This window comes from Streptococcus plurextorum DSM 22810 (assembly GCF_000423745.1).
Lineage (GTDB): Bacteria > Bacillota > Bacilli > Lactobacillales > Streptococcaceae > Streptococcus > Streptococcus plurextorum.
This window is the reverse complement of record NZ_AUIO01000022.1, coordinates 1-19608: the sequence shown is the minus strand read 5'-3', so window position 1 is coordinate 19608 and position 19608 is coordinate 1. Positions and strand designations below refer to the sequence as shown.

Sequence of the window (19608 nt, the reverse complement as noted above, 5' to 3'; positions counted from 1 at the left end):
ACTGATTCTGAAATGGATTCAGAAACTGACTCGCTGACCGACTCTGAGATAGATTCAGATACTGATTCGCTAATCGACTCTGAGATAGATTCAGATACAGATTCGCTGATTGATTCAGAAATGGATTCTGACACTGACTCGCTGACTGATTCGGAAATCGATTCTGAAACTGATTCGCTCACTGACTCGGAAATAGATTCTGAAACGGATTCACTAATTGACTCCGAAATGGATTCTGACACTGACTCGCTGATTGATTCTGAGATTGACTCAGAAACAGATTCGCTGATTGATTCTGAAATTGACTCGGAGACGGACTCACTTACCGATTCTGAAACGGACTCAGAGACGGATTCACTTACTGATTCTGAGATAGATTCAGAGACCGATTCACTAACCGACTCGGAAATGGATTCAGAAACTGACTCACTCACTGATTCTGAAATTGATTCAGATACCGATTCACTTACTGATTCTGAGATAGATTCAGAAACTGACTCACTCACTGATTCTGAAATTGATTCAGATACCGATTCACTTACTGATTCTGAGATAGATTCAGATACAGATTCGCTGATTGATTCTGAAATGGATTCCGACACTGACTCGCTTACCGATTCGGAAATAGATTCTGAAACGGATTCACTAATTGACTCCGAAATGGATTCTGACACTGACTCACTCACCGATTCGGAGATTGATTCCGATACAGATTCGCTAACTGACTCAGAAATAGATTCTGAGACGGACTCGATAATTGATTCTGAGATAGATTCTGATACAGACTCGCTTACCGATTCTGAAATGGACTCAGATACTGACTCGCTAACTGACTCGGAGATGGATTCAGATACGGATTCGATAATTGACTCTGAGATAGATTCTGATACAGACTCACTGACTGATTCTGAAATGGACTCAGATACTGACTCGCTAATCGACTCGGAGATGGATTCAGATACGGACTCGATAATTGACTCTGAAATTGACTCAGAGACGGATTCACTGACGGATTCAGAAATGGACTCAGAGACGGACTCGCTGACTGATTCTGAAATAGATTCAGAGACTGACTCGCTGACTGATTCAGAGATAGATTCACTAATCGACTCTGAAATGGATTCGGAGACAGATTCGTTGACGGATTCAGAAACCGAGTCACTAATCGATTCTGATTTCAATAAGGAGTTCGATAATGATTCTGACGAAGACGCTGATAAAGAAGACGAGGTACTCGTTGACTGGCTCTGAGAAGTCGAAATTGAAGACGAGGTACTTGCCGACTGGCTTTGGGAAGTCGAGATGGAAGCTGAGGCGCTAGCTGACTGGCTTTGTGACGTTGAAATTGACTGACTAAGACTTTCTGTCATCGACTGATTCGGAGTATAGGTCAGTACCACTTCCACATCTTTGTAGTTTCCTTGTGCTGTCTGAACACGAACTGTTACGGTTTGCGTACCTACTGCCATTTCGTGCGGTGTCAAGACTGTATAAGTTAGTCCAGCGCCACTAACATCGGCCATACCAGCATTTAGTTTTGACCGAACAAGGCTTGTGATTTCAGCATCTGTAATTTTCACACCATATTGTCTAGAAAGACTGCCACCTTGGACGTCCATGATGTATTGGACAAAAGTATCTGACACTCCCGTTACGTTAGCCGAGTTAGTGGCTGCTATACGATTAGTATATCGTCCTAATGTTGCACCTGAATTGGCAGTTCCGCTAACAATACCAGATATAGACACCACTAAGCCTTGGCCATTCTCATAGGTGTCAGAACTATCTCGAACAATTTTTGCCGAACTAATAGCACTTTCTGAATCTGATATGGTTGTCACTCGGACTGGCGCAGTCATCTCTACACCACGGAAGACATAGATATTCTGAGTCCCCGTAAACACCGGTGCCGTACCATCTGATACAGTCGCTGTCGAAACTGCCGAAGAGTTGTCCACAGTCTTATCTGAAGCATCGGTCACTTTAGCTGTAACGCTGGTCGTCGTTTTAAGTACCGTACCCGCAGGGACATTAACTGACCAAGCACCATTGCTACCTACTGTAGCAGTTGCTGTCGTTGTCACACCATCAGTCGTAAAGGTCACTGTCACCAGTGAACCAGCCTCCCCTGTTCCCGAAACACTGGTACTTACGTTTGTGATATTATCTGTAATCACAGGAGCGTTTGGGGTGACATTGTCAATCAGTAAACTTTCAGTAAAGTCCAGACGATTTACTTCTCCTGGCAGACTACTTGACGGAGTAACGTAGTTAGTCGCATTTGTCTGATTCGTATCTGTTGCCGCACGAACATATAAGTAATCCATTCCGTCACCATTTGTTTGCATGGTGATAGTAACAGTTAAAGTAGCTGAGCTAATCGGACGTTGGAAAACGTAACGAACTCCTCTGGCTGTATTAGCATTGTTGGTCGCCGCAGTCATATCGAGACTGGTTGTTGATAATGGGTTAACAGTGGTCGGTGTTGTGGACGTTGAGGTTCTACTAACTGCGGACATGCCCGTAATTGTACTAGTTGGATCAAAACCTAACGACAATGCAAGGTATCTGTTGGCAGTTCGGGTACTACTATAGGGTGGTCCCAAGGTAATCGTATAGGTCATCACATTGGTGGACGCATTGTAGCTATAGGAGATTCCATCAACCGTTGCATTGGTATTGTTCCAAGCCGCTGGGTTCCGACGGATATCAACTGTTCCTGAACTGCTTACCTCCGTACCATTCGCCCCTGTGGTCGTCGCCCGAAAACCAGTCCCTTCTGTCCCAGTCACACCAACCAATTGCGTGTAACGACCAGATAGGTTAATCGCCGCCTGACCAGCAGATAGTGCTAGATTATCGACTTCTTCTTGAGTACGATTGGCATTAGCTAATAAATTCTGAACTGTTACTAATGACGATTCTGCAACTAGTTTTGCTGTTTGATACTTTTGATATTTAGTCGTTGACGTATTAATCTGGTCAGGGATAGGTTTCCCTAAAGCATCTAGTAGGGATTGGTGACTCGCTAGAAGCTTGCTATCATCAACAACATCTACCTCTGTCGAAGCAGTTATCGATTCACTCGTCGCTGTCACTACGGATTGACTTGTTATAAAGAGCTCAGAAAGGCTAATGCTCTGGGATTCAATCATCGAAAGGGACTCAGATTGACTGAAGCTCTCTGACTCAGAGAGGGAAGCTGATTCCAAAAAAGACACCGATTCAGATTCCGACAATGACAGACTCTCAGACAATGACGTTGAATTAGATTGACTCTGAGTTTCAGTTGTCATTAAAATATCATTTTGATCCGCCAAGGTACTAGTCGCCGTTTCCGAAGACAGAACCAAACTTTCTGCCAAGGCAATATCATTTGTTAGAGTTGCTCCACCAATAATGGCTCCAAGAGTGGCAGCACCTCTAATGAAATGAGAAGCTCTCATCTGCGATTCTGGAATGGCTTTCGAAATACCCTGATCAGAGCTAGATCCTCCCAACCGTATCCAGCCGATTTGTGAAATCAAGGTTTTCACCCAATGCTTTCCAGATTTATGCATCTTCACGCGTGTTCGTTGAAAGCTCTTCTCCATATTATTTCGTTGTGATTTTTTCATGATATACTATCTCTCTCCAATACTGACAATCCTAATTATTCTATCACTTTAAACCTAATTATGTCAATGAATTAAGTCTGCTGATTCCTTCCATTTCACGCCATATTTCACCATGACGACACCGTAAATGTTACCACATAAAATCACAACGATTCATTCAACCAAAAACTTCAAAAAATTCGGTAGCTCTTACGAGAACTACCGAATTTTATATATTATTTAGCGTAATCAACTGCTCGTAATTCACGAATAACAGTGACTTTGATATTTCCTGGATAGTTAAGATTGTCCTCTATCTTCTGACGAACCTTATGAGCCATAATCGTGACTTGATCATCTTTAACCTGTTTAGGTTGCACCATGATACGAATCTCACGACCTGCTTGAAGGGCGTACGCTTGTTGCACACCGTCAAAGCTTGTTGCAATTTCTTCCAAATCACGTAAACGCTTGATATAGTTCTCCATAGACTCATTGCGAGCACCAGGTCGAGCCGAACTTAGGGCATCTGCTGCCGCAACAATAACTGCAATAACAGATTCTGGCTCCACATCTCCATGGTGACTGGCAATCGTATTGATAACCACTGGATGCTCCTTGTATTTACGAGCAAATTCCGTACCGATTTCGACGTGACTACCATCCACCTCACGGTCGATTGCTTTCCCTATATCATGCAAGAAACCTGCACGACGAGCAAGAGCCACATTCTCACCCAACTCTCCAGCAAGAATACCCGCCAATTTACCAACTTCAATAGAATGGCGTAGGACATTTTGCCCATAAGATGTACGGAACTGTAGACGCCCCATAATTTTAATCAAATCCGGGTGTAGGTTCGGCGCACCAATTTCATAAGCTGCCGCTTCCCCGTACTCACGAATACGGTTATCAAGATCATTTCGATTTTTCTCGACCAATTCCTCAATACGAGCTGGATGAATACGTCCATCCGCAATCAAGGCTTCCAAGGTTAAACGTGCAATCTCACGACGTATCGGATCAAATCCTGATAAGGTAACAACCTCAGGTGTATCATCAATAATGACATCAACTCCGGTTAAACTCTCAAGGGTACGAATATTGCGTCCTTCACGTCCGATGATTCGTCCCTTCATGCCATCATCTGGCAAATGAACTGTCGTCACCGTCTGTTCCGTCACGTATTCACCAGCAATGCGCTGCATGGCTTGAGCCAATAATTCCTTAGCAGTCTTGGTCGATCTGTCTTTGACCTCTTGTTCTGCCGCTTTGATGCGGCTGGCAATGTCGTGAGCTAGGTTGTTCTCGGTTTCAGTCAAAATGACCTCTCGTGCCTCAGCAATTGTCATGTTGCCGACACGCTCCAACTCAGCGTACTTCTTAGCTTCCAATGCTGCTAATTGTTCCTCACGCTCATCGATATTTCTAGATTTATCTGTTAAACTCTGCTCTTTAGATTCGAGCTGCTTCTCTTTGCTGACCAAATTTTCATCTTTGCGATCAAGTGATGTGGCACGTTCTGTCAAACGTGTCTCCATTTGTTTCAACTCTTGACGCTCAGACTTAAACTCTTGCTCAATTTCTTGACGATATTTTCTAGCTTCTTCTTTTGCTTCTAGCAAAAGCTCTTTTTTGTGAGCCTTGCTCTCGAGTTCTGCTGCTTTTCGAATATGCTCAGCTTCTGCCTCAGCTTGCCCTCGCATATTAACAGCATCTTGCTCTGCGTTAAGAAGAGTCAGTTCTGCAGTTTCCTTGGCACTTTTCATCTTTGCCGAGATCACTCCATAACCAATAATGGCACCGACGAGGATGGAAACAATTGCTAACGTTACTTGTAACATTTGTTCACCTCATTTTCTTAGTTTTTCTTGTAAAACCATCTTTTAGTTTATCATAAAATGACTTCTTTCTCAATCTAAAAATTAATTTTATGGTATGATAGTAAAAAATACTAAGGAGATTCTTATGACTAAAGAAATTATCGTTGAAAGTTTTGAGCTTGATCACACCATTGTCAAGGCCCCATACGTCCGTCTGATTTCCGAAGAAAATGGCCCTGCAGGTGATGTGATTACAAATTTTGATATTCGTTTGGTGCAGCCCAACACGAATTCCATTGAAACTGCTGGCCTACACACTATTGAGCATTTGCTTGCAAAACTGATTCGTCAACGCATCGATGGGATGATTGACTGCTCCCCATTTGGCTGCCGCACAGGTTTTCACCTCATCATGTGGGGCAAGGTTGACAGCACAACAATTGCCAAAGTCCTTAAATCTAGCCTAGAAGAAATCGCTAATGTGACAAAATGGGAAGATGTCCCTGGAACAAGCATTGAATCGTGCGGCAACTACAAAGATCACAGCCTTTTTGCTGCCAAAGAATGGGCAAAATTGATCTTATCTCAAGGCATTTCAGACGATGCTTTCATCAGAAATATCGTCTAAAATTAAATTTTTAGTAAGCATTTCTAACTGACCTCCACTTTTGACAAAAAGCGGAGGTTTTTCCTTCTTTCAATTCTATTTCTTGTCTTTTTATTAAAAATATATTACAATCTTCAAATAGTACCTTTAATTTTTGGAGAACTTAAATGAATTATGGTGGCATTTATAAAAAACTCAGGCAAGCAAGAGCCATAACCATGGATGACTTGGCAGGAGGAATTATTTCAAAATCTCAGATTTCACGATTTGAAAGCAATGACAGTGAGATTTCCTTTACCAAACTGCTCTATTTGGTGAATAGTCTTAACATGACCATTGATGAGTTTTTCACACATTGCAACGGTTTCCAACAACCAGATTTGATCGCACAAATTAAAGAATTTCAAGCTTCTTACCAAAAACAAGACAAACAAGCATTGCTTGAACATTACCAAAGGATTTCGCAAACGCTCCATTCTAATTCTCCGGTCGAAAACCGCCAAACTGAGCAAGTGCGTTTATTGCTAAAATCCTATCTATCAAAGATAGATCAGAGTTTTTTTCCGACCGACGAAGAGATTTTATCCGTCAACAAATACCTTCAAAGTGTGACAAATTGGGGGTATTATGAGTGTTATCTGTTAAATAGTTTCAACCATTTCATTCCTTATCAGGACCTTTTGACATTGACGCAGAACATTCTGGAACAAAATCAATTCTATAAACATCTACCTGAAAATCAGCACTTGATTTCTAAAATTATCCTCAATACCATGATGATAGCTATCCAAGAAGATGATGTTGATACTGCAAAAGTCATGAGTCAACACCTCAGGACACTTGTCCGACCAGAAGACTACCTGATTAAAAACGCCCACCTCTACAATCAAGGATGGTTGGATTACCGAACAAAGCAGATGGTATTGGGCTTGAATAAAATGCAACAAGCTTTGTTCATTTTTAAAGTTTTAGATGAAGACGGTTATTTTAAACACTTTTCACAACATTTCAAAGAAATAACACAGTCTGATCCAGTACTCTAAAAACCCGCACAGTTGTGCGGGTTTCTTTATCCTTAATAGTCTAACGCATCAGCATTGCCCCGTGCATTTCCGACAAAATAACCTGTCTTACAGTTAATAGAAAAGAGATAAGTGCCATCTGGTTTAAACATGTTGTAATAACCATTACCATTGATAATATTGACTTTTTCAAGAATATAATCATTCCCTGAAATATAGCCCCGCTCTTGAGAGGTCGCAACAATCTTCTCTAGAACCCCTGCATTAAAGGTCCAAGACGGGTTATTACCATCTGCAATGACCGTAAAATCATACGGTACACGACTCTTATCACGTTGCAGACTATTTGAGTCATAGTTCTGAATACCATAAAGTGCAGATGAAGAAGCTACTGTCGCTGTACTTTCTGAGGTAGCGCTTTGTTGCGTCACTGTTTTTGTGCTGGTATCTACTGACGTTCCATTAGTAGCAGTTGCTCCTGATGAAGCTGTCGTTCCACTAGCACTACCAAATCCCGTACGGGCTTCTGCAACAACAGCTTGAAGTAGGGTATCCAAACTAGCATTTCCAGTGTTTAAATCCGTAGCCGACAAATCATCAAGACTAGCTCCCGCCTTTAAATTAGCTGCTATTTTTTCACCATCAACAATCACAGGAGACTCAAATTTATCATTCACTGCTTGAATGGCAGTAATTGATTTACTTAAGCGATCGTACTTCGCTTTAGCGTCTTCGTAATAATCGGTACCCTCTAAGGCTTTAAGAGCTTCTTCCAAACTAGAAAGCTTATCAAATTCACTATTTTTTAATTTCGTTTGATTTTCATCAACAAAGAAAGTGGCATAAAGCTCGTTAAAGCTTGCTAACTTTGCTTCGGTCTCAGCTGTTGCTGTTTTAGTCGTTTCTGTCGTTTGAGTGGTTTCGGAACTTGTGGTGGAACTTTTTGAATTATTCAGAAGCGTCCAACCTAAAGCTGTTCCTCCCAGAAGAAGCGCCGCAGCTAAACTGATCCAAAGAGCCTTCTTTTTGTAAAAGGGCTGCACGTCATCCTCTAAGCCTAAACCGATGGTTACTTCCTGATCCTCTAAATCCATCTTTTCTTCTAAAGGAGTGATGTCAACCGTATCAAAAGCAGGTGCGACAGCCTGTTCATCAGCCTCACCGTCCTGTTTTGTCACCCTTTGTCGCTGATCTGCAATATAATTCTCAATGTCTGATGTCTGTAATTCAGACAAGTCCTTCGTATTTTCAAACTTCTGTGAATCAACTTCTTCACGATTTTGCTTAATGTACTTATCAAGGACACTATCCTTTTCAGTAATTCCAGCTTTAAGCTCTGCTTCTTTTCTCACAGCCTCTTCGATGGTTAAATCTTTTGCACGATCAAATTCGAGCGTTTTATTTAAATCTTCAGGTGTCAATTTATCTGTCATAATATCCCTTTCTATCTTTTCAAACTAATCTTTATTGACCAGACGACGGTTAACCCGCTCTCCATAATAGTGATAGAGATCAACCTTTAATGTCCCATTATACAATTTACGCTTTTTATCAGCTAAACTTCCAAACGTCGTCTCAAATCCTTCATCACTGGTCAGGATAAATTTGCTCCATGTTTTCAGAGGAGCGAAGACCTGACCCATTTCACGATAAAGAACACTTATAGCATCATCGTCCAAAAGTCGCTCCCCATAAGGAGGGTTAGATACAATAACACCATTAATTTTATCGGTTCTAAGATCTTGAAGTCGCATCTGTTTAAAGGTAATAACATCTGCAAGACCCGCTTCTTCCGCATTTTTCTTAGCGATTTCAATCATTCGAGCATCAATATCGCATCCCATGATATCCAACTCCACATGGTAATTGGCCTTCTCTTCAGCATCGTCGCGCACGCTTTGAACCAAATCCTTATCAACCCATGGCCATGCTTCAAAAGCAAAGTTCCGATTAAAACCTGGAGCAATATTAAGCCCAATCATAGCTGCCTCTATACAGAAGGTACCTGACCCACAAGTGGGATCAATCAGAGGCTTATCTGGAAACCAATTGGTCAGTTTTAGGATGGCTGCAGCCATGTTTTCCTTAATAGGAGCTCCGCCTTTTTCCGTCCGATAACCACGTTTGAAAAGACTTGAGCCTGTCGTATCAATTAAAATCGTTGCCACATCTTTGAGAATAGATACCTCAATCTTAAATTCAGGCCCATTTTCTAAAAGAGGTACTCCTTCTGGCCTGTGAAAATGTTTTTGAAGCTTCTTAACAACAGCTTTTTTAGTGATTGCTTGAACAGAGGGCTCATTGTGAAGTTTGGATTTAACACACTTTGCCTTTGAAATAGGAAAAGCGGCACCAAGCGGAATAAGTGCTCCCCAGTCTAGGGCAAAAACACCCTGAAACAGTTCTTCGAAAGTCTTTGCTGGAAATGTTCCAACCACAATTTTTATCCGATCTGCTGCTCGTAGCCAAAGATTCGTCGTAGCGATGGTTTTGACATCACCAGTAAAACGCACCTTCCCATTTTCAACTTGACAGGCGATGCCCAAGTCTCTAATTTCTTTTCCCACTACCGCCTCAAGACCGGCCGCTGCCGTAGCAATCAATTCAAATTCTTTGTTCATATCAGTTCCTATTTTTGTATGGTCACTTCTTCATTATAGCATATTTGAAGCTGACCAAGATATTACATTCCTTTTACGATTTGTGTAAAATAAAAGCTAGCAAGTTGCTAGCTACCTATATGCAATTTTCTATAAGCCATGTTCTGTTCCAGAGACGACTAGGTACCGTCTCCTTCGATAATCATCTGTCTACTGTTACCAGTCAAGATAGTCTATTCATTTCTAGCTATCTCGTGCCCCTACCAAAGTTTGGGTTGCTAGCTTGAGGGGTTTACCGCGTTCCACTTTCCAAGTTTCCTTGAAAACTACGTCACTGTGGCACTTTCAGAGGTAGTCAAGCATATCAAAGACTTAGCCCTTTTCCTCGCCGTAACGTCAATAAAGACGTCCCTAGGCTTATTGTTTCGCCTAGCACAAACACTACGGACATCTCAGTCCGTGCTAGCATGGACTTTCCTCATGAAAAAACCTGTTTTTCATGCGATTATCCGAAAATCACACGTCACCAATCTCTTACTCAGAAATTTGTTTTCCAAAAACTTCACGCTCCAAACGACTAATGCGCTTGAGAATATCAAAATTACTTACTGTTGTCGATAAACGAGTGAGGTCATTAGGATTAGAAAACTCCGTTAGCGTTTGGCTTGGAACAATTCTTTCCTGATTTGGAAGCGTTTGTCCTGTCGGTTTTGGTGGCTGTGCCGCTAGCTTTTCTCGAAGCTCTTCATTTTCTTTACGGAGCGCTTGAACCTGAGCAGCAAAAGTTTCATAATCTTTGATCACTTCATCTAAAAATTCGTCAACTTCATCCTTATCATAGCCACGCAATACTTGTTTGAACTCCCGCTCACAAATTTCTTTGGGGCTTAAAATAATTTTTGCCATGCTCTACTCCCATACTTTCAATTAAAATTTTATAAAAATTTTCCATACTATATTACCTAAAATAGAGAAAAAATGCAAGTCTTACACCCTAATCACCGAAATCTTCTATAAACTCGTTCAAACGGTCAAATGTCATGGTTTTTAAAGCATAATGATCCCTTTCAAGCATCATTTCGTAGAGAAACTTTAAAGAGGTCTCATTTTCAGTATCGTAAAACACATAAGCACCTTGAGTGTTGTCTAATAAAAATTGGTTGTATTGTCTAAACTGACCCGGATTCGTATAGGCCTCAAAGGCGTATTTGACATAATCTAGCTTTTTAAAGTGATCTAGCTTTATCTGGTTGCTGTCATTCCAATTAGCGCCGTGTGTTTCAAAGGGAAAAATCGTTGCTAAAGAGAAACCATATTCTTCCTTCAGCACCTTTGCGACTTCTAAAACCCAGTACTCAAAGCCTAAATTCCCTGTAAAAATGAGCCAATCAACCCCCTCTTCAGCTAGGTTTTTCAAGTCGCGTTCAATGACCTGCTTAATGATTTTCAAACGCTCATCCTTATCATTAAAAATACCAAGATCCATATTTTTATAGCCTGTCACCAGAAAAGCTGTCATTTTTTGCCATCCTTTTTTGAAATATGATATAATTAGACTGATATCTTTTAGAAAACGAAGGTTTTTATGGTCTCTTACCCCAATGGTATTAGGAGAGGGCACCCTTCTCCACAAGCCTCTAAGCAAACAGATAAGCCTATCGATTTTGCTAATCGTGGGATGACTTTTGAAGGAGCAATCAATGCCACTAATGACTACTATTTGGCTAGGCAAATTGCTGTCATTCATAAAAAGCCAACACCTGTTCAAATCGTCAAGGTAGATTATCCCAAAAGAAGTCGTGCTAAGATTGTAGAAGCTTATTTTAGACAAGCCTCTACAACCGACTATTCCGGCGTCTACAATGGTCACTACATTGACTTTGAAGCTAAAGAGACACGGCAAAAAACGGCCATGCCCATGAAAAACTTTCATTCTCATCAGATAGAACATATGGCGAGCGTCCTAAAACAAAAGGGAATCGCCTTTGTCCTTCTCTATTTTTCAAGTCTAGATTTGACTTACCTCCTCCCAGCTCAAGCTTTGATTGACTTCTATCAAATTGATAAGGGCAGTAAGTCGATGCCACTTGATTATATCAAAAAAAATGGCTTTGCCATAACTAGAGGAGTCTATCCTCAAGTTCCTTATCTCGACATTGTAGATAAATATATTTTAGGCGGTGATTACCATCAAACTCTTGACTAAAACTTCAAATAAACGAAGACGAAAGCAACCCAAAGGTCCTCTAACTTGGAAAAGGATTCTGACTCAGATCACCATGGTGGTTCTTAGTGTTACGATTCTGATGACCCTTGTTGTGGGAGGTCTCTTTACTTACTATGCAAGCCAGGCGCCGGAACTATCCTTGGACAAGCTTCAAGCAACCAGTTCTAGCCTGATTTACGACAAAGATAATAACCTTATCGCGGATTTAGGGACAGAAAAAAGAGAACTGGTTAGCGCAGACAGCATCCCTATCGGGCTAGTAAATGCTGTGGTAGCTATCGAAGACCATCGGTTTTTCCAGCATCGTGGAATCGATATTTACCGTATCTTGGGGTCTGTTTGGAACAACTTGACTAGCAACACCCTTCATGGAGGCTCAACCCTTGATCAACAGCTAATCAAATTAGCCTATTTCTCAACAGCAAAATCTGACCAAACCATCAAACGTAAGGTTCAGGAGATTTGGTTGGCCCTTCAACTCGAACGCGAGTACTCTAAAGAAGAAATTTTAACCTTCTATATCAATAAGGTGTTTATGGGGAATGGTAATTACGGGATGCGGACAGCTGCTAAATCTTACTTCGGTAAAGATTTAACCGAATTATCAATAGCCCAACTGGCGCTTCTAGCAGGCATCCCACAAGCGCCTAGTCATTATGACCCCTACACACAACCTGACGCAGCGACAGCCCGTCGCAATACGGTCCTCTCTCAGATGTATAAATTTGAATACATTTCAAAAGAGGAATACGACGCTGCTGTTGCAACACCTATAACCGACGGTCTCCAAGCCTTAAATGCTAGAAGCAGCTATCCTAAATACATGGATAATTACTTAACAGAGGTTATTGCCGATGTGAAGAGCGAGACAGGCCTCGATGTCTTTACAGCAGGTCTAAAGATTTATACCAACGTTGATAGTGAGGCTCAACAGTACCTCTATGACCTTTATCATGGTGATACGATTGCCTATCCAGACGATGAATTTCAAGTAGCCTCTACGGTTATTGATGTCTCAAACGGTCATGTCATTGCTCAGTTGGGCGTTCGTAATCAGTCAGATGATGTCTCCTTTGGTACCAATCAGGCAGTCTTAACCGATCGTGACTGGGGATCTACAATGAAACCTATCACAGATTATGCTCCAGCACTTGAAAACGAGATTTATTCTTCCACTGCTCAAAACTTCAATGACAGCGTTTATTATTGGCCAGGAACCAAAGATCAACTCTACAACTGGGACCGTCAATATTATGGTTGGATGACCATGCAATCTGCCATCATGCAATCTCGAAATATTCCTGCGGTTCAAGCTCTGGAAGCTACAGGCTTGAAAAAAGCTAGCGCTTTCCTATCTGGTCTAGGCATTTATTATCCTGAACTTTATTACTCAAACGCTATTTCAAGCTCAACATCTAGCACAGACCAAAAGTACGGAGCTAGCAGTGAAAAAATGGCTGCCGCGTATGCTGCCTTTGCTAATGGTGGAACCTATTACAAACCACAATATGTCCGTAAAATTACCTTCAGTGACGGCACGACGCAGAACTTTGAACCTGAGGGCAAACGAGCAATGAAGGAAACAACAGCATATATGATGACAGATATGCTCAAAACCGTACTAACTTACGGTATAGGAACCCGCGCTCGTGTTTATGGTTTGTACCAAGCTGGAAAAACCGGAACATCAAACTACTCTGAAGATGAGTTAGCACAAATTGAAGAAAACCTAGGACTCAATTACTGGAATGCTGGTGTCATGGCCCCAGACGAAAACTTCGTTGGCTACACGCCAGAGTATGCTATGGCAGTGTGGACAGGCTATAAAAATCGACTCACTCCCGTTTACGGAGAAGGACTAAACATTGCAACCGATGTTTATCGTGAAATGATGACTTACCTCACAAATGGCTATAATCAGGACTGGGAGATGCCTGAAGGACTCTATCGTAGCGGTGGCTACCTCTACTTGAATAACGGTAAATATACCTACAACTACATAACAACCACAACTACCAGCACTTCTACAGAAAGTGAGTCTAGCAGTGAAAGCAGTGAGGTTTACATAGATCCAAATGCCACAACACAGGCGGAAACCTATCAAACTCCTACTTATTCCGGGCAATAACAGTACTCAAAAAAGATTGAAGAAAACGTCCTCTGTTGACAATTTTCTTCAATCTTTTTCTTTAGCATCAAACTAAAAACTCTTAGAAACATTACTGTTGATGTTTCTAAGAGCTGAATGGTTAGAATGATACCCTTTAACAGATCTTGTCTACAAGCTCAAAAGCCGAAAGACTCATCCCTCTTTGTTTTTTCATAATAAGGAATGAGTTCTTGAAGTCCTTGCTTGACCCTAGAGATAAGCTGGCTCGATGACATCTTTGCAATAGCTGAGATATCATATTTGACCAAAACTTTACGAACCTCACCAGATAAAACCGCTGTTTGTAAATACTGACGATTCGTCTCTATCCCCTCAAAATAATGGCTGCTACCATCTATTTGAGCCCAATAGTAGCACGGTGGCTTGATCGGAAGAGCCAAGACACGATTTTGTTTTGTCACAGTCTTATCTGATTTTTTACGTTCCACAAAACTAACCTCAAGTGATAGACCAAATTCCTTCCCATCACCATACAAGCGAAGAGCAATACCAACATCATCAGCCTTGTCTTCTGGCATTTTGAAGTAGCACCAAAAATGCGGTCTTGTCAATTGTGCTTGATTCGCCCAGTTACTAACGCTTTGCATCCGCCAAGGGGCAATTTGTGTCTCCAATTGCTGGCAAAAAGCGATCATTTCCTGCCTTGCCTGTTGCCCCAAAACTTTGAGAGCTATCATATCTGCAGCTCTTTCACCCGCTTTTTCAGGTTTGATGTATTTGACTCTGTCATAGTTCAGGTAGATGCTTATCGCTTCAAACATGTCCAAACCTCTTTTCCTAAATAATAACCTATCATAGTTCCTAAGGTATTATGAATGATATCTGTGATATCAAACATGCCAATAGCCAAGATAAATTGCACTGTTTCAAATGCCAAGCTCAGAGATACCCCAGCTAATAAAGCCATCACTAACCTATTTCTACGAAGAAAAAAGCCAAAGGGTAGAAAAGCTAGGATATTAAAGAGAATTTCTCGCCACTCGATATCGCCTTGTACCGTTCTAGCTAAGTCATGGTAGGGAATAAGATTGATATACCGATAACCGTAGGTCAAAAGTATGAGCTGTATTTGAAATTTAAAGAGAATTCCCCAACCAAGAAGAAGTAAATAAAGCATTAAAAAGATTTTTTCGACTCTTTTCATGATAGCCTTTCTAAAAAAGCTACGCCAAGCGTAGCTGAAAGCATTCTAGACTATTTTCAAACTGAAAAATAGTCTTCAATTCACAATCTCCTAAGATGAGGTCAAGAGACTGATAACTTATTTCCGCTTACGGGCAATCAAATGAATCGGTGTTCCTTCAAAGCCAAAGGCTGCACGAATTTGATTTTCCAAAAAGCGCAGGTAAGAGAAGTGCATGAGTTCTTCTTCATTGACAAAGATAACAAAAGTCGGTGGTTTAACTGCCACTTGTGTGCCATAAAAGATTTTAAGGCGCTTACCTTTGTCGGTTGGGGTTGGATTGATAGCAATGGCATCCATAATGACATCGTTAAGAACCGCAGACGGGATGCGTCTGTTTTGGCTCTCACTGATACGCTTAATCATTTCAGGTAATTTATGCAAACGTTGCTTGGTTACCGCAGAAACAAAAATAATTGGAGCGTAGCTTAAAAATTGGAATTCATGACGAATGTCTGCCTCCCATTGCGAAACCGTGTGGTTGTCTTTCTCAAGAGTATCCCACTTGTTGACCACAATGATAATCCCTTTTCCAGCTTCATGTGCAAAGCCTGCAATACGCTTATCGTACTCACGGATGCCTTCTTCGGCATTGATAACCAGGAGCACAACATCCGAACGGTCAATGGCCCGCATCGAGCGCATGACAGAATACTTTTCAGTATTTTCATAAACCTTTCCTGACTTACGCATTCCTGCGGTATCAATCATGGTGTACTCTTGCCCTTCGCTATCGGTAAAGTTTGTATCAATAGCATCGCGGGTTGTTCCCGCAATAGGGCTGGCAATCACCCGTTCCTCACCTAAGATAGCGTTGATAAGGCTTGATTTTCCAACATTTGGACGGCCAATCAGGCTAAACTTGATAATGTCTGGATTTTCTTCCTCGTGTTCTGTTGGTAAGTTTTCCACGATAGCATCCAGAACATCACCCGTACCGATACCATGAACAGAGGAGACTGGGAAGGGATCCCCTAAACCAAGTGAATAAAAGTCATAAATATCATTACGCATTTCTGGGTTATCAACCTTGTTGACAACTAAAATCACTGGCTTATTGGTCTTGTAAAGAATACGTGCCACATACTCATCTGCATCTGTAACGCCTTCCTTACCTGATACCACAAACACAATGACGTCTGCTTCTGTCATGGCAATATCTGCCTGATGCTTGATTTGCTCCATAAATGGGGCATCAACGTCATCGATACCACCAGTATCAATAATCGAAAATTGGCGATTAAGCCATTCTGCTGTTGTGTAAATACGATCGCGCGTCACGCCTTCCACATCTTCAACGATGGAAATGCGTTCACCTGCGATACGGTTAAATAGTGTTGATTTACCAACGTTGGGACGTCCAACGATAGCAACTGTAGGTAAAGCCATGATTATTCCTTTACTAAGAGACGAAGTGGCTTTCGATTGCATCGAAAACTTGCCACTACTCTTTTTTCATTAATATTTTATAGTTAGCGTCTATTTTCACCACGAAGATGAACTTCTTTTGCTAAGAAGCGAATACGTTCCATAACGCGTTTTGCCTGCCATGTTTCATCGCCCGAACGCGAGGTCGCCAAGTGTCGCTCTAAACCAGCAAAATCAAGATTTGAAGTGAAAAAAGTTAAAAGATTTTCCTGCATGCGATACTGTAAAATGACTTGTAAGACATCGTCACGAACCCATGAACTCTGTTGTTCTGCCCCAAGATCATCTAAAACCAAGACCTCAGAAGTTTTAATATCATCAATCATTTCCTTGACAGAACCGCGATTAATGGCATCTTTAATATCAACTGCAAAAGTCGGAAAATGCAGTAAAGTTGTCGATTTTTCAAAACGAGCTGATAATTCATTAGCCAGATATGCCATCAAATACGACTTCCCAACTCCAAAACTACCATAAAGGTAGAGACCACGTTGCTCTGCCGAAGCCCCTTCCATGAACTGTACCAGATAGGAGTAGACTTCCAAGCGGTTAGGATCACTCCAGTTGATATCACTAGTATCAATTTTCTTGAGACTAGATGGTAAATTAATCAAACGAATTCGCTTTTTAATAGCTTGTGTCGCTTGAGCTTCTTTTAACGCTGCTGTTTCCAGATAGCTGACATCTGCATAACCCTCGTTCATGCTTAATATTGGCTGATAGCCTTTGGCACTGTAAGCCTCATCATTTGCTTCAAACTTGGTGCGCTCATTGTAAAACTGATTAAATTTAGGCAGACTTAGCTTGACTTGCTCCTGACTTAAATGATGCTCTTCAATAAAAGCACGAATTTGAGGATCATTTAAAATCTGAGCAATGAGTTCCGTATTATCTCGTAACTCTCGAGTTCTCATACTCTTTCCTATTTGCTCCATCTTTGGCCTCCTAATCTTTCAACATGCGCTGTCTAAGCGCTTCTAACTGTGCCAATTCTTCGGCAGTTGCCGTTTGCTTGTAGTCCTCTTTCGTCCATTCAGGCACATTAGATTTGACTTCTTTTGGCTTACGATCTTTCTTTCTCTGATCAAAGCTTCGCATCTTAGTGACAGCAACTTCGGCAGTTTTTACTTCTTGGTAAGCAAAGTCGTTGGCGATTTTCATGATGTAAGTCTTGTTAAGATTGGCAGATTGTGTCTTTGCTAAGGTATAAATGACCATAACATTGATGACTTCATCTAAAAAGTTCATGGTCGCCAATTCATCTAGAACCTTCAGCTCATCCGTCGTAACATTCGCTCGGCGGCCTTTTTTGATTTCTGCCAAAATCGCCTGCGGACGACCACTTTTAGCTTTATTTAATAGAATCTTTTCTTGCGGTGAAAAATCCTCAGGCACTTGTACAGTTTCCTGTCGATCCAATTTAGCTGAGATTCTCTGAGGTAAAATCATATGGTTATGAGCTGTTTCTTTAGCCACTTGATAAAGGTCAAACCAGGTCAATCGATACTGCTCAGCCATACTATAAAGAGCAATGACATCCTCTTGCTCCCTAGCAAGTCTTAAACCATCAGCTAACATGCGTTTTTCAAAAGAATCCCAATCAAAAGTTGTTTTAGGCTGGCTCTTGAGTTTCAAATCACCAAAATCTGAAAAGACATCTGAAAACTGTTTCGATAAATTGCGAGCTTGATGCGGAAGCTGGTCTTCCAAATCTTTGACAGCTACTTCACCTATTTTTTTCTCCAATAATCTTCGATAAGCAGGGTTAGCCAAAAATTCAGTAGCAGATAAGGCTGGCTTCAAATGAAACAAGTAATTATCCGAGTTTTGGTAGAAAGCGACTAAATCCATCGCAGTTAGGAGTGCTAACGCTTCTTGAAAACGGGACATCCCAAACTGTACATGATTTAAGATTTCAGAAAACTTGTGTAGGCTCTGCCCATTGTCCCAAAAAGCTAGAAGATAGCTGTAAAGTACGGTCGCATCAACGCCGATTATCGGTTGATAATATCTAGCCATACAGTCCGAACGTTGAGCTATGGGAAGACCTTTAGTGTAACAATAACTATCATTCGGTTTCATGATTCAAGTCACCTTTTTTCTTGCTACGCACACGTTTCGTAATTTGTTGTAAAAGTGCTTCAATCTCATCCACATCCTTGAAAGAACGATAGACACTAGCAAAACGCACATAAGTAATTTCATCCAAATCAGCCAACTCGTCCATGACTAGATTCCCAATGACCGTACTCTCTACCTCACTGTCATAATCACTGCGAACCTTACGTTCAATACGGCTAATAGCTTTCTCGATATCGCTACTGGATACAGGACGTTTCTGTGCACTTTGAATAATGCCATTCAAAATTTTATCACGAGAAAATTGCTCACGTGTCCCATCTTTTTTGATGACTAACAGTGGGACTTCTTCTACACGTTCAAAAGTGGTAAAGCGTGTCGCACACTCATCACACTCACGACGACGGCGGATGGTGTTCCCATCTTCTGCTTGACGGCTATCGACCACACTAGATTTATTACAATGACATTTTGGACAACGCATGGTACACCTTCTTTACTTGAGACTTAACACCTTATTTTACCACAAAATAGGCAATAAAAAAAGCAGGCGATTCAGGCTCTATAATTTCTGTAGTGGGTAACTCCCCCTTCTGATATTATAGGGCTTTTTGACTGTATGAAAAAAGTCCCATATGACTTATAATGAAAAGCGACCAAACCATCATTAGAAAGACTCATATGGAACTTCTTAAGGATACCACAGATTTAATCGGATTAAAAGACAAAAATATTAAAATCCTTCTCGTTGTACACCTTCACACCCACATCGAAATACGGGCAAAGTTGGACTATCAAGCGCCTGACTGCCCTCATTGTCAGGGAAAAATGATGAAATACGATTTTCAGAAAGCTTCAACTATCCCACTCCTT

General features: G+C 41.2%; 16 protein-coding genes, 1 other RNA gene and 1 pseudogene. 5 read left to right on the top strand and 13 right to left on the bottom strand.

Features of this window, described 5'->3' with window-relative positions:
- On the bottom strand, positions 1 to 3617 hold a 3617-nt coding region (locus tag G575_RS0110170), incomplete at its 3' end, for a KxYKxGKxW signal peptide domain-containing protein (protein WP_027972627.1).
- A gap of 215 nt (positions 3618 to 3832) precedes the next feature.
- Positions 3833 to 5440 (bottom strand): ribonuclease Y, encoded by a 1608-nt coding sequence (locus G575_RS0110165; RefSeq protein ID WP_027972626.1) that lies wholly within the window; start codon positions 5438 to 5440, stop codon positions 3833 to 3835.
- A gap of 124 nt (positions 5441 to 5564) precedes the next feature.
- Here G575_RS0110165 and G575_RS0110160 point away from each other — a divergent pair, with 124 nt between their 5' ends.
- On the top strand, positions 5565 to 6047 hold the full coding sequence (locus G575_RS0110160; protein ID WP_027972625.1) for an S-ribosylhomocysteine lyase: 483 nt from the start codon (positions 5565 to 5567) through the stop codon (positions 6045 to 6047).
- A 146-nt stretch (positions 6048 to 6193) separates the two neighbouring features.
- Complete coding sequence (locus G575_RS0110155) at positions 6194 to 7069, top strand: helix-turn-helix domain-containing protein (protein WP_027972624.1); 876 nt, start codon at positions 6194 to 6196, stop codon at positions 7067 to 7069.
- A gap of 32 nt (positions 7070 to 7101) precedes the next feature.
- Here G575_RS0110155 and G575_RS0110150 read toward each other — a convergent pair whose 3' ends face one another.
- From G575_RS0110150 to G575_RS0110135, 5 genes are all read right to left on the bottom strand, one after another.
- Positions 7102 to 8481, bottom strand: coding sequence for a cell division site-positioning protein MapZ family protein (locus G575_RS0110150; protein ID WP_027972623.1), 1380 nt, complete (start codon positions 8479 to 8481; stop codon positions 7102 to 7104).
- Positions 8482 to 8505: 24 nt separating this feature from the next.
- Positions 8506 to 9669: a THUMP domain-containing class I SAM-dependent RNA methyltransferase gene (locus tag G575_RS0110145; RefSeq protein WP_027972622.1), complete on the bottom strand. Its 1164-nt coding sequence runs from the start codon at positions 9667 to 9669 to the stop codon at positions 8506 to 8508.
- A 127-nt stretch (positions 9670 to 9796) separates the two neighbouring features.
- Positions 9797 to 10165, bottom strand: an RNA gene (rnpB, locus tag G575_RS12020) — RNase P RNA component class B.
- A gap of 17 nt (positions 10166 to 10182) precedes the next feature.
- Positions 10183 to 10554, bottom strand: a complete 372-nt coding sequence (gene gpsB, locus G575_RS0110140) for a cell division regulator GpsB (RefSeq protein ID WP_027972621.1) — start codon at positions 10552 to 10554, stop codon at positions 10183 to 10185.
- An 88-nt stretch (positions 10555 to 10642) separates the two neighbouring features.
- On the bottom strand, positions 10643 to 11167 hold the full coding sequence (locus G575_RS0110135) for an SLOG family protein (protein WP_027972620.1): 525 nt from the start codon (positions 11165 to 11167) through the stop codon (positions 10643 to 10645).
- A gap of 66 nt (positions 11168 to 11233) precedes the next feature.
- On the opposite strand from G575_RS0110135, the gene recU reads away from it, so the two are divergent.
- A complete protein-coding gene (gene recU, locus G575_RS0110130) occupies positions 11234 to 11854 on the top strand; it encodes a Holliday junction resolvase RecU (protein ID WP_027972619.1) in 621 nt (206 codons plus the stop codon).
- Between the two features lie 73 nt (positions 11855 to 11927).
- Complete coding sequence (gene pbp1a / locus G575_RS0110125; protein ID WP_051177049.1) at positions 11928 to 14003, top strand: penicillin-binding protein PBP1A; 2076 nt, start codon at positions 11928 to 11930, stop codon at positions 14001 to 14003.
- A gap of 158 nt (positions 14004 to 14161) precedes the next feature.
- Here the strand turns inward: pbp1a and G575_RS0110120 are convergent, their stop codons facing one another.
- The 6 genes from G575_RS0110120 to nrdR form a co-directional block, all read right to left on the bottom strand.
- Complete coding sequence (locus G575_RS0110120; RefSeq protein WP_027972617.1) at positions 14162 to 14806, bottom strand: hypothetical protein; 645 nt, start codon at positions 14804 to 14806, stop codon at positions 14162 to 14164.
- The gene (locus tag G575_RS11495; RefSeq protein ID WP_083958914.1) at positions 14791 to 15189 is read right to left on the bottom strand and encodes a VanZ family protein; all 399 of its coding nucleotides are present in this window, start codon (positions 15187 to 15189) and stop codon (positions 14791 to 14793) included. Before G575_RS11495 ends, G575_RS0110120 begins: the two co-directional genes overlap by 16 nt.
- Positions 15190 to 15306: 117 nt before the next feature.
- Positions 15307 to 16617, bottom strand: coding sequence for a ribosome biogenesis GTPase Der (gene der / locus G575_RS0110110; RefSeq protein ID WP_027972616.1), 1311 nt, complete (start codon positions 16615 to 16617; stop codon positions 15307 to 15309).
- An 83-nt stretch (positions 16618 to 16700) separates the two neighbouring features.
- Positions 16701 to 17591, bottom strand: coding sequence for a primosomal protein DnaI (dnaI, locus tag G575_RS0110105; RefSeq protein WP_037623027.1), 891 nt, complete (start codon positions 17589 to 17591; stop codon positions 16701 to 16703).
- Between the two features lie 10 nt (positions 17592 to 17601).
- On the bottom strand, positions 17602 to 18738 hold the full coding sequence (locus G575_RS0110100) for a replication initiation and membrane attachment family protein (RefSeq protein WP_027972614.1): 1137 nt from the start codon (positions 18736 to 18738) through the stop codon (positions 17602 to 17604).
- Positions 18725 to 19219, bottom strand: a complete 495-nt coding sequence (gene nrdR, locus G575_RS0110095) for a transcriptional regulator NrdR (protein WP_027972613.1) — start codon at positions 19217 to 19219, stop codon at positions 18725 to 18727. Before nrdR ends, G575_RS0110100 begins: the two co-directional genes overlap by 14 nt.
- Positions 19220 to 19416: 197 nt before the next feature.
- Here nrdR and G575_RS12315 point away from each other — a divergent pair.
- A pseudogene (locus tag G575_RS12315) lies at positions 19417 to 19608 on the top strand (ISL3 family transposase); the annotation flags it as partial.

Excerpts from the sequence above, each read along its gene's own strand:
- G575_RS0110165 (WP_027972626.1), bottom strand. The coding sequence starts at position 5,440 with ATGTTACAAGTAACGTTAGCAATTGTTTCCATCCTCGTCGGTGCCATT.
- G575_RS0110160 (WP_027972625.1), top strand. The coding sequence starts at position 5,565 with ATGACTAAAGAAATTATCGTTGAAAGTTTTGAGCTTGATCACACCATT.
- G575_RS0110155 (WP_027972624.1), top strand. The coding sequence starts at position 6,194 with ATGAATTATGGTGGCATTTATAAAAAACTCAGGCAAGCAAGAGCCATA.
- G575_RS0110150 (WP_027972623.1), bottom strand. The coding sequence starts at position 8,481 with ATGACAGATAAATTGACACCTGAAGATTTAAATAAAACGCTCGAATTT.
- G575_RS0110145 (WP_027972622.1), bottom strand. The coding sequence starts at position 9,669 with ATGAACAAAGAATTTGAATTGATTGCTACGGCAGCGGCCGGTCTTGAG.
- gpsB (WP_027972621.1), bottom strand. The coding sequence starts at position 10,554 with ATGGCAAAAATTATTTTAAGCCCCAAAGAAATTTGTGAGCGGGAGTTC.
- G575_RS0110135 (WP_027972620.1), bottom strand. The coding sequence starts at position 11,167 with ATGACAGCTTTTCTGGTGACAGGCTATAAAAATATGGATCTTGGTATT.
- recU (WP_027972619.1), top strand. The coding sequence starts at position 11,234 with ATGGTCTCTTACCCCAATGGTATTAGGAGAGGGCACCCTTCTCCACAA.
- pbp1a (WP_051177049.1), top strand. The coding sequence starts at position 11,928 with ATGGTGGTTCTTAGTGTTACGATTCTGATGACCCTTGTTGTGGGAGGT.
- G575_RS0110120 (WP_027972617.1), bottom strand. The coding sequence starts at position 14,806 with ATGTTTGAAGCGATAAGCATCTACCTGAACTATGACAGAGTCAAATAC.
- G575_RS11495 (WP_083958914.1), bottom strand. The coding sequence starts at position 15,189 with ATGAAAAGAGTCGAAAAAATCTTTTTAATGCTTTATTTACTTCTTCTT.
- der (WP_027972616.1), bottom strand. The coding sequence starts at position 16,617 with ATGGCTTTACCTACAGTTGCTATCGTTGGACGTCCCAACGTTGGTAAA.
- dnaI (WP_037623027.1), bottom strand. The coding sequence starts at position 17,591 with ATGGAGCAAATAGGAAAGAGTATGAGAACTCGAGAGTTACGAGATAAT.
- G575_RS0110100 (WP_027972614.1), bottom strand. The coding sequence starts at position 18,738 with ATGAAACCGAATGATAGTTATTGTTACACTAAAGGTCTTCCCATAGCT.
- nrdR (WP_027972613.1), bottom strand. The coding sequence starts at position 19,219 with ATGCGTTGTCCAAAATGTCATTGTAATAAATCTAGTGTGGTCGATAGC.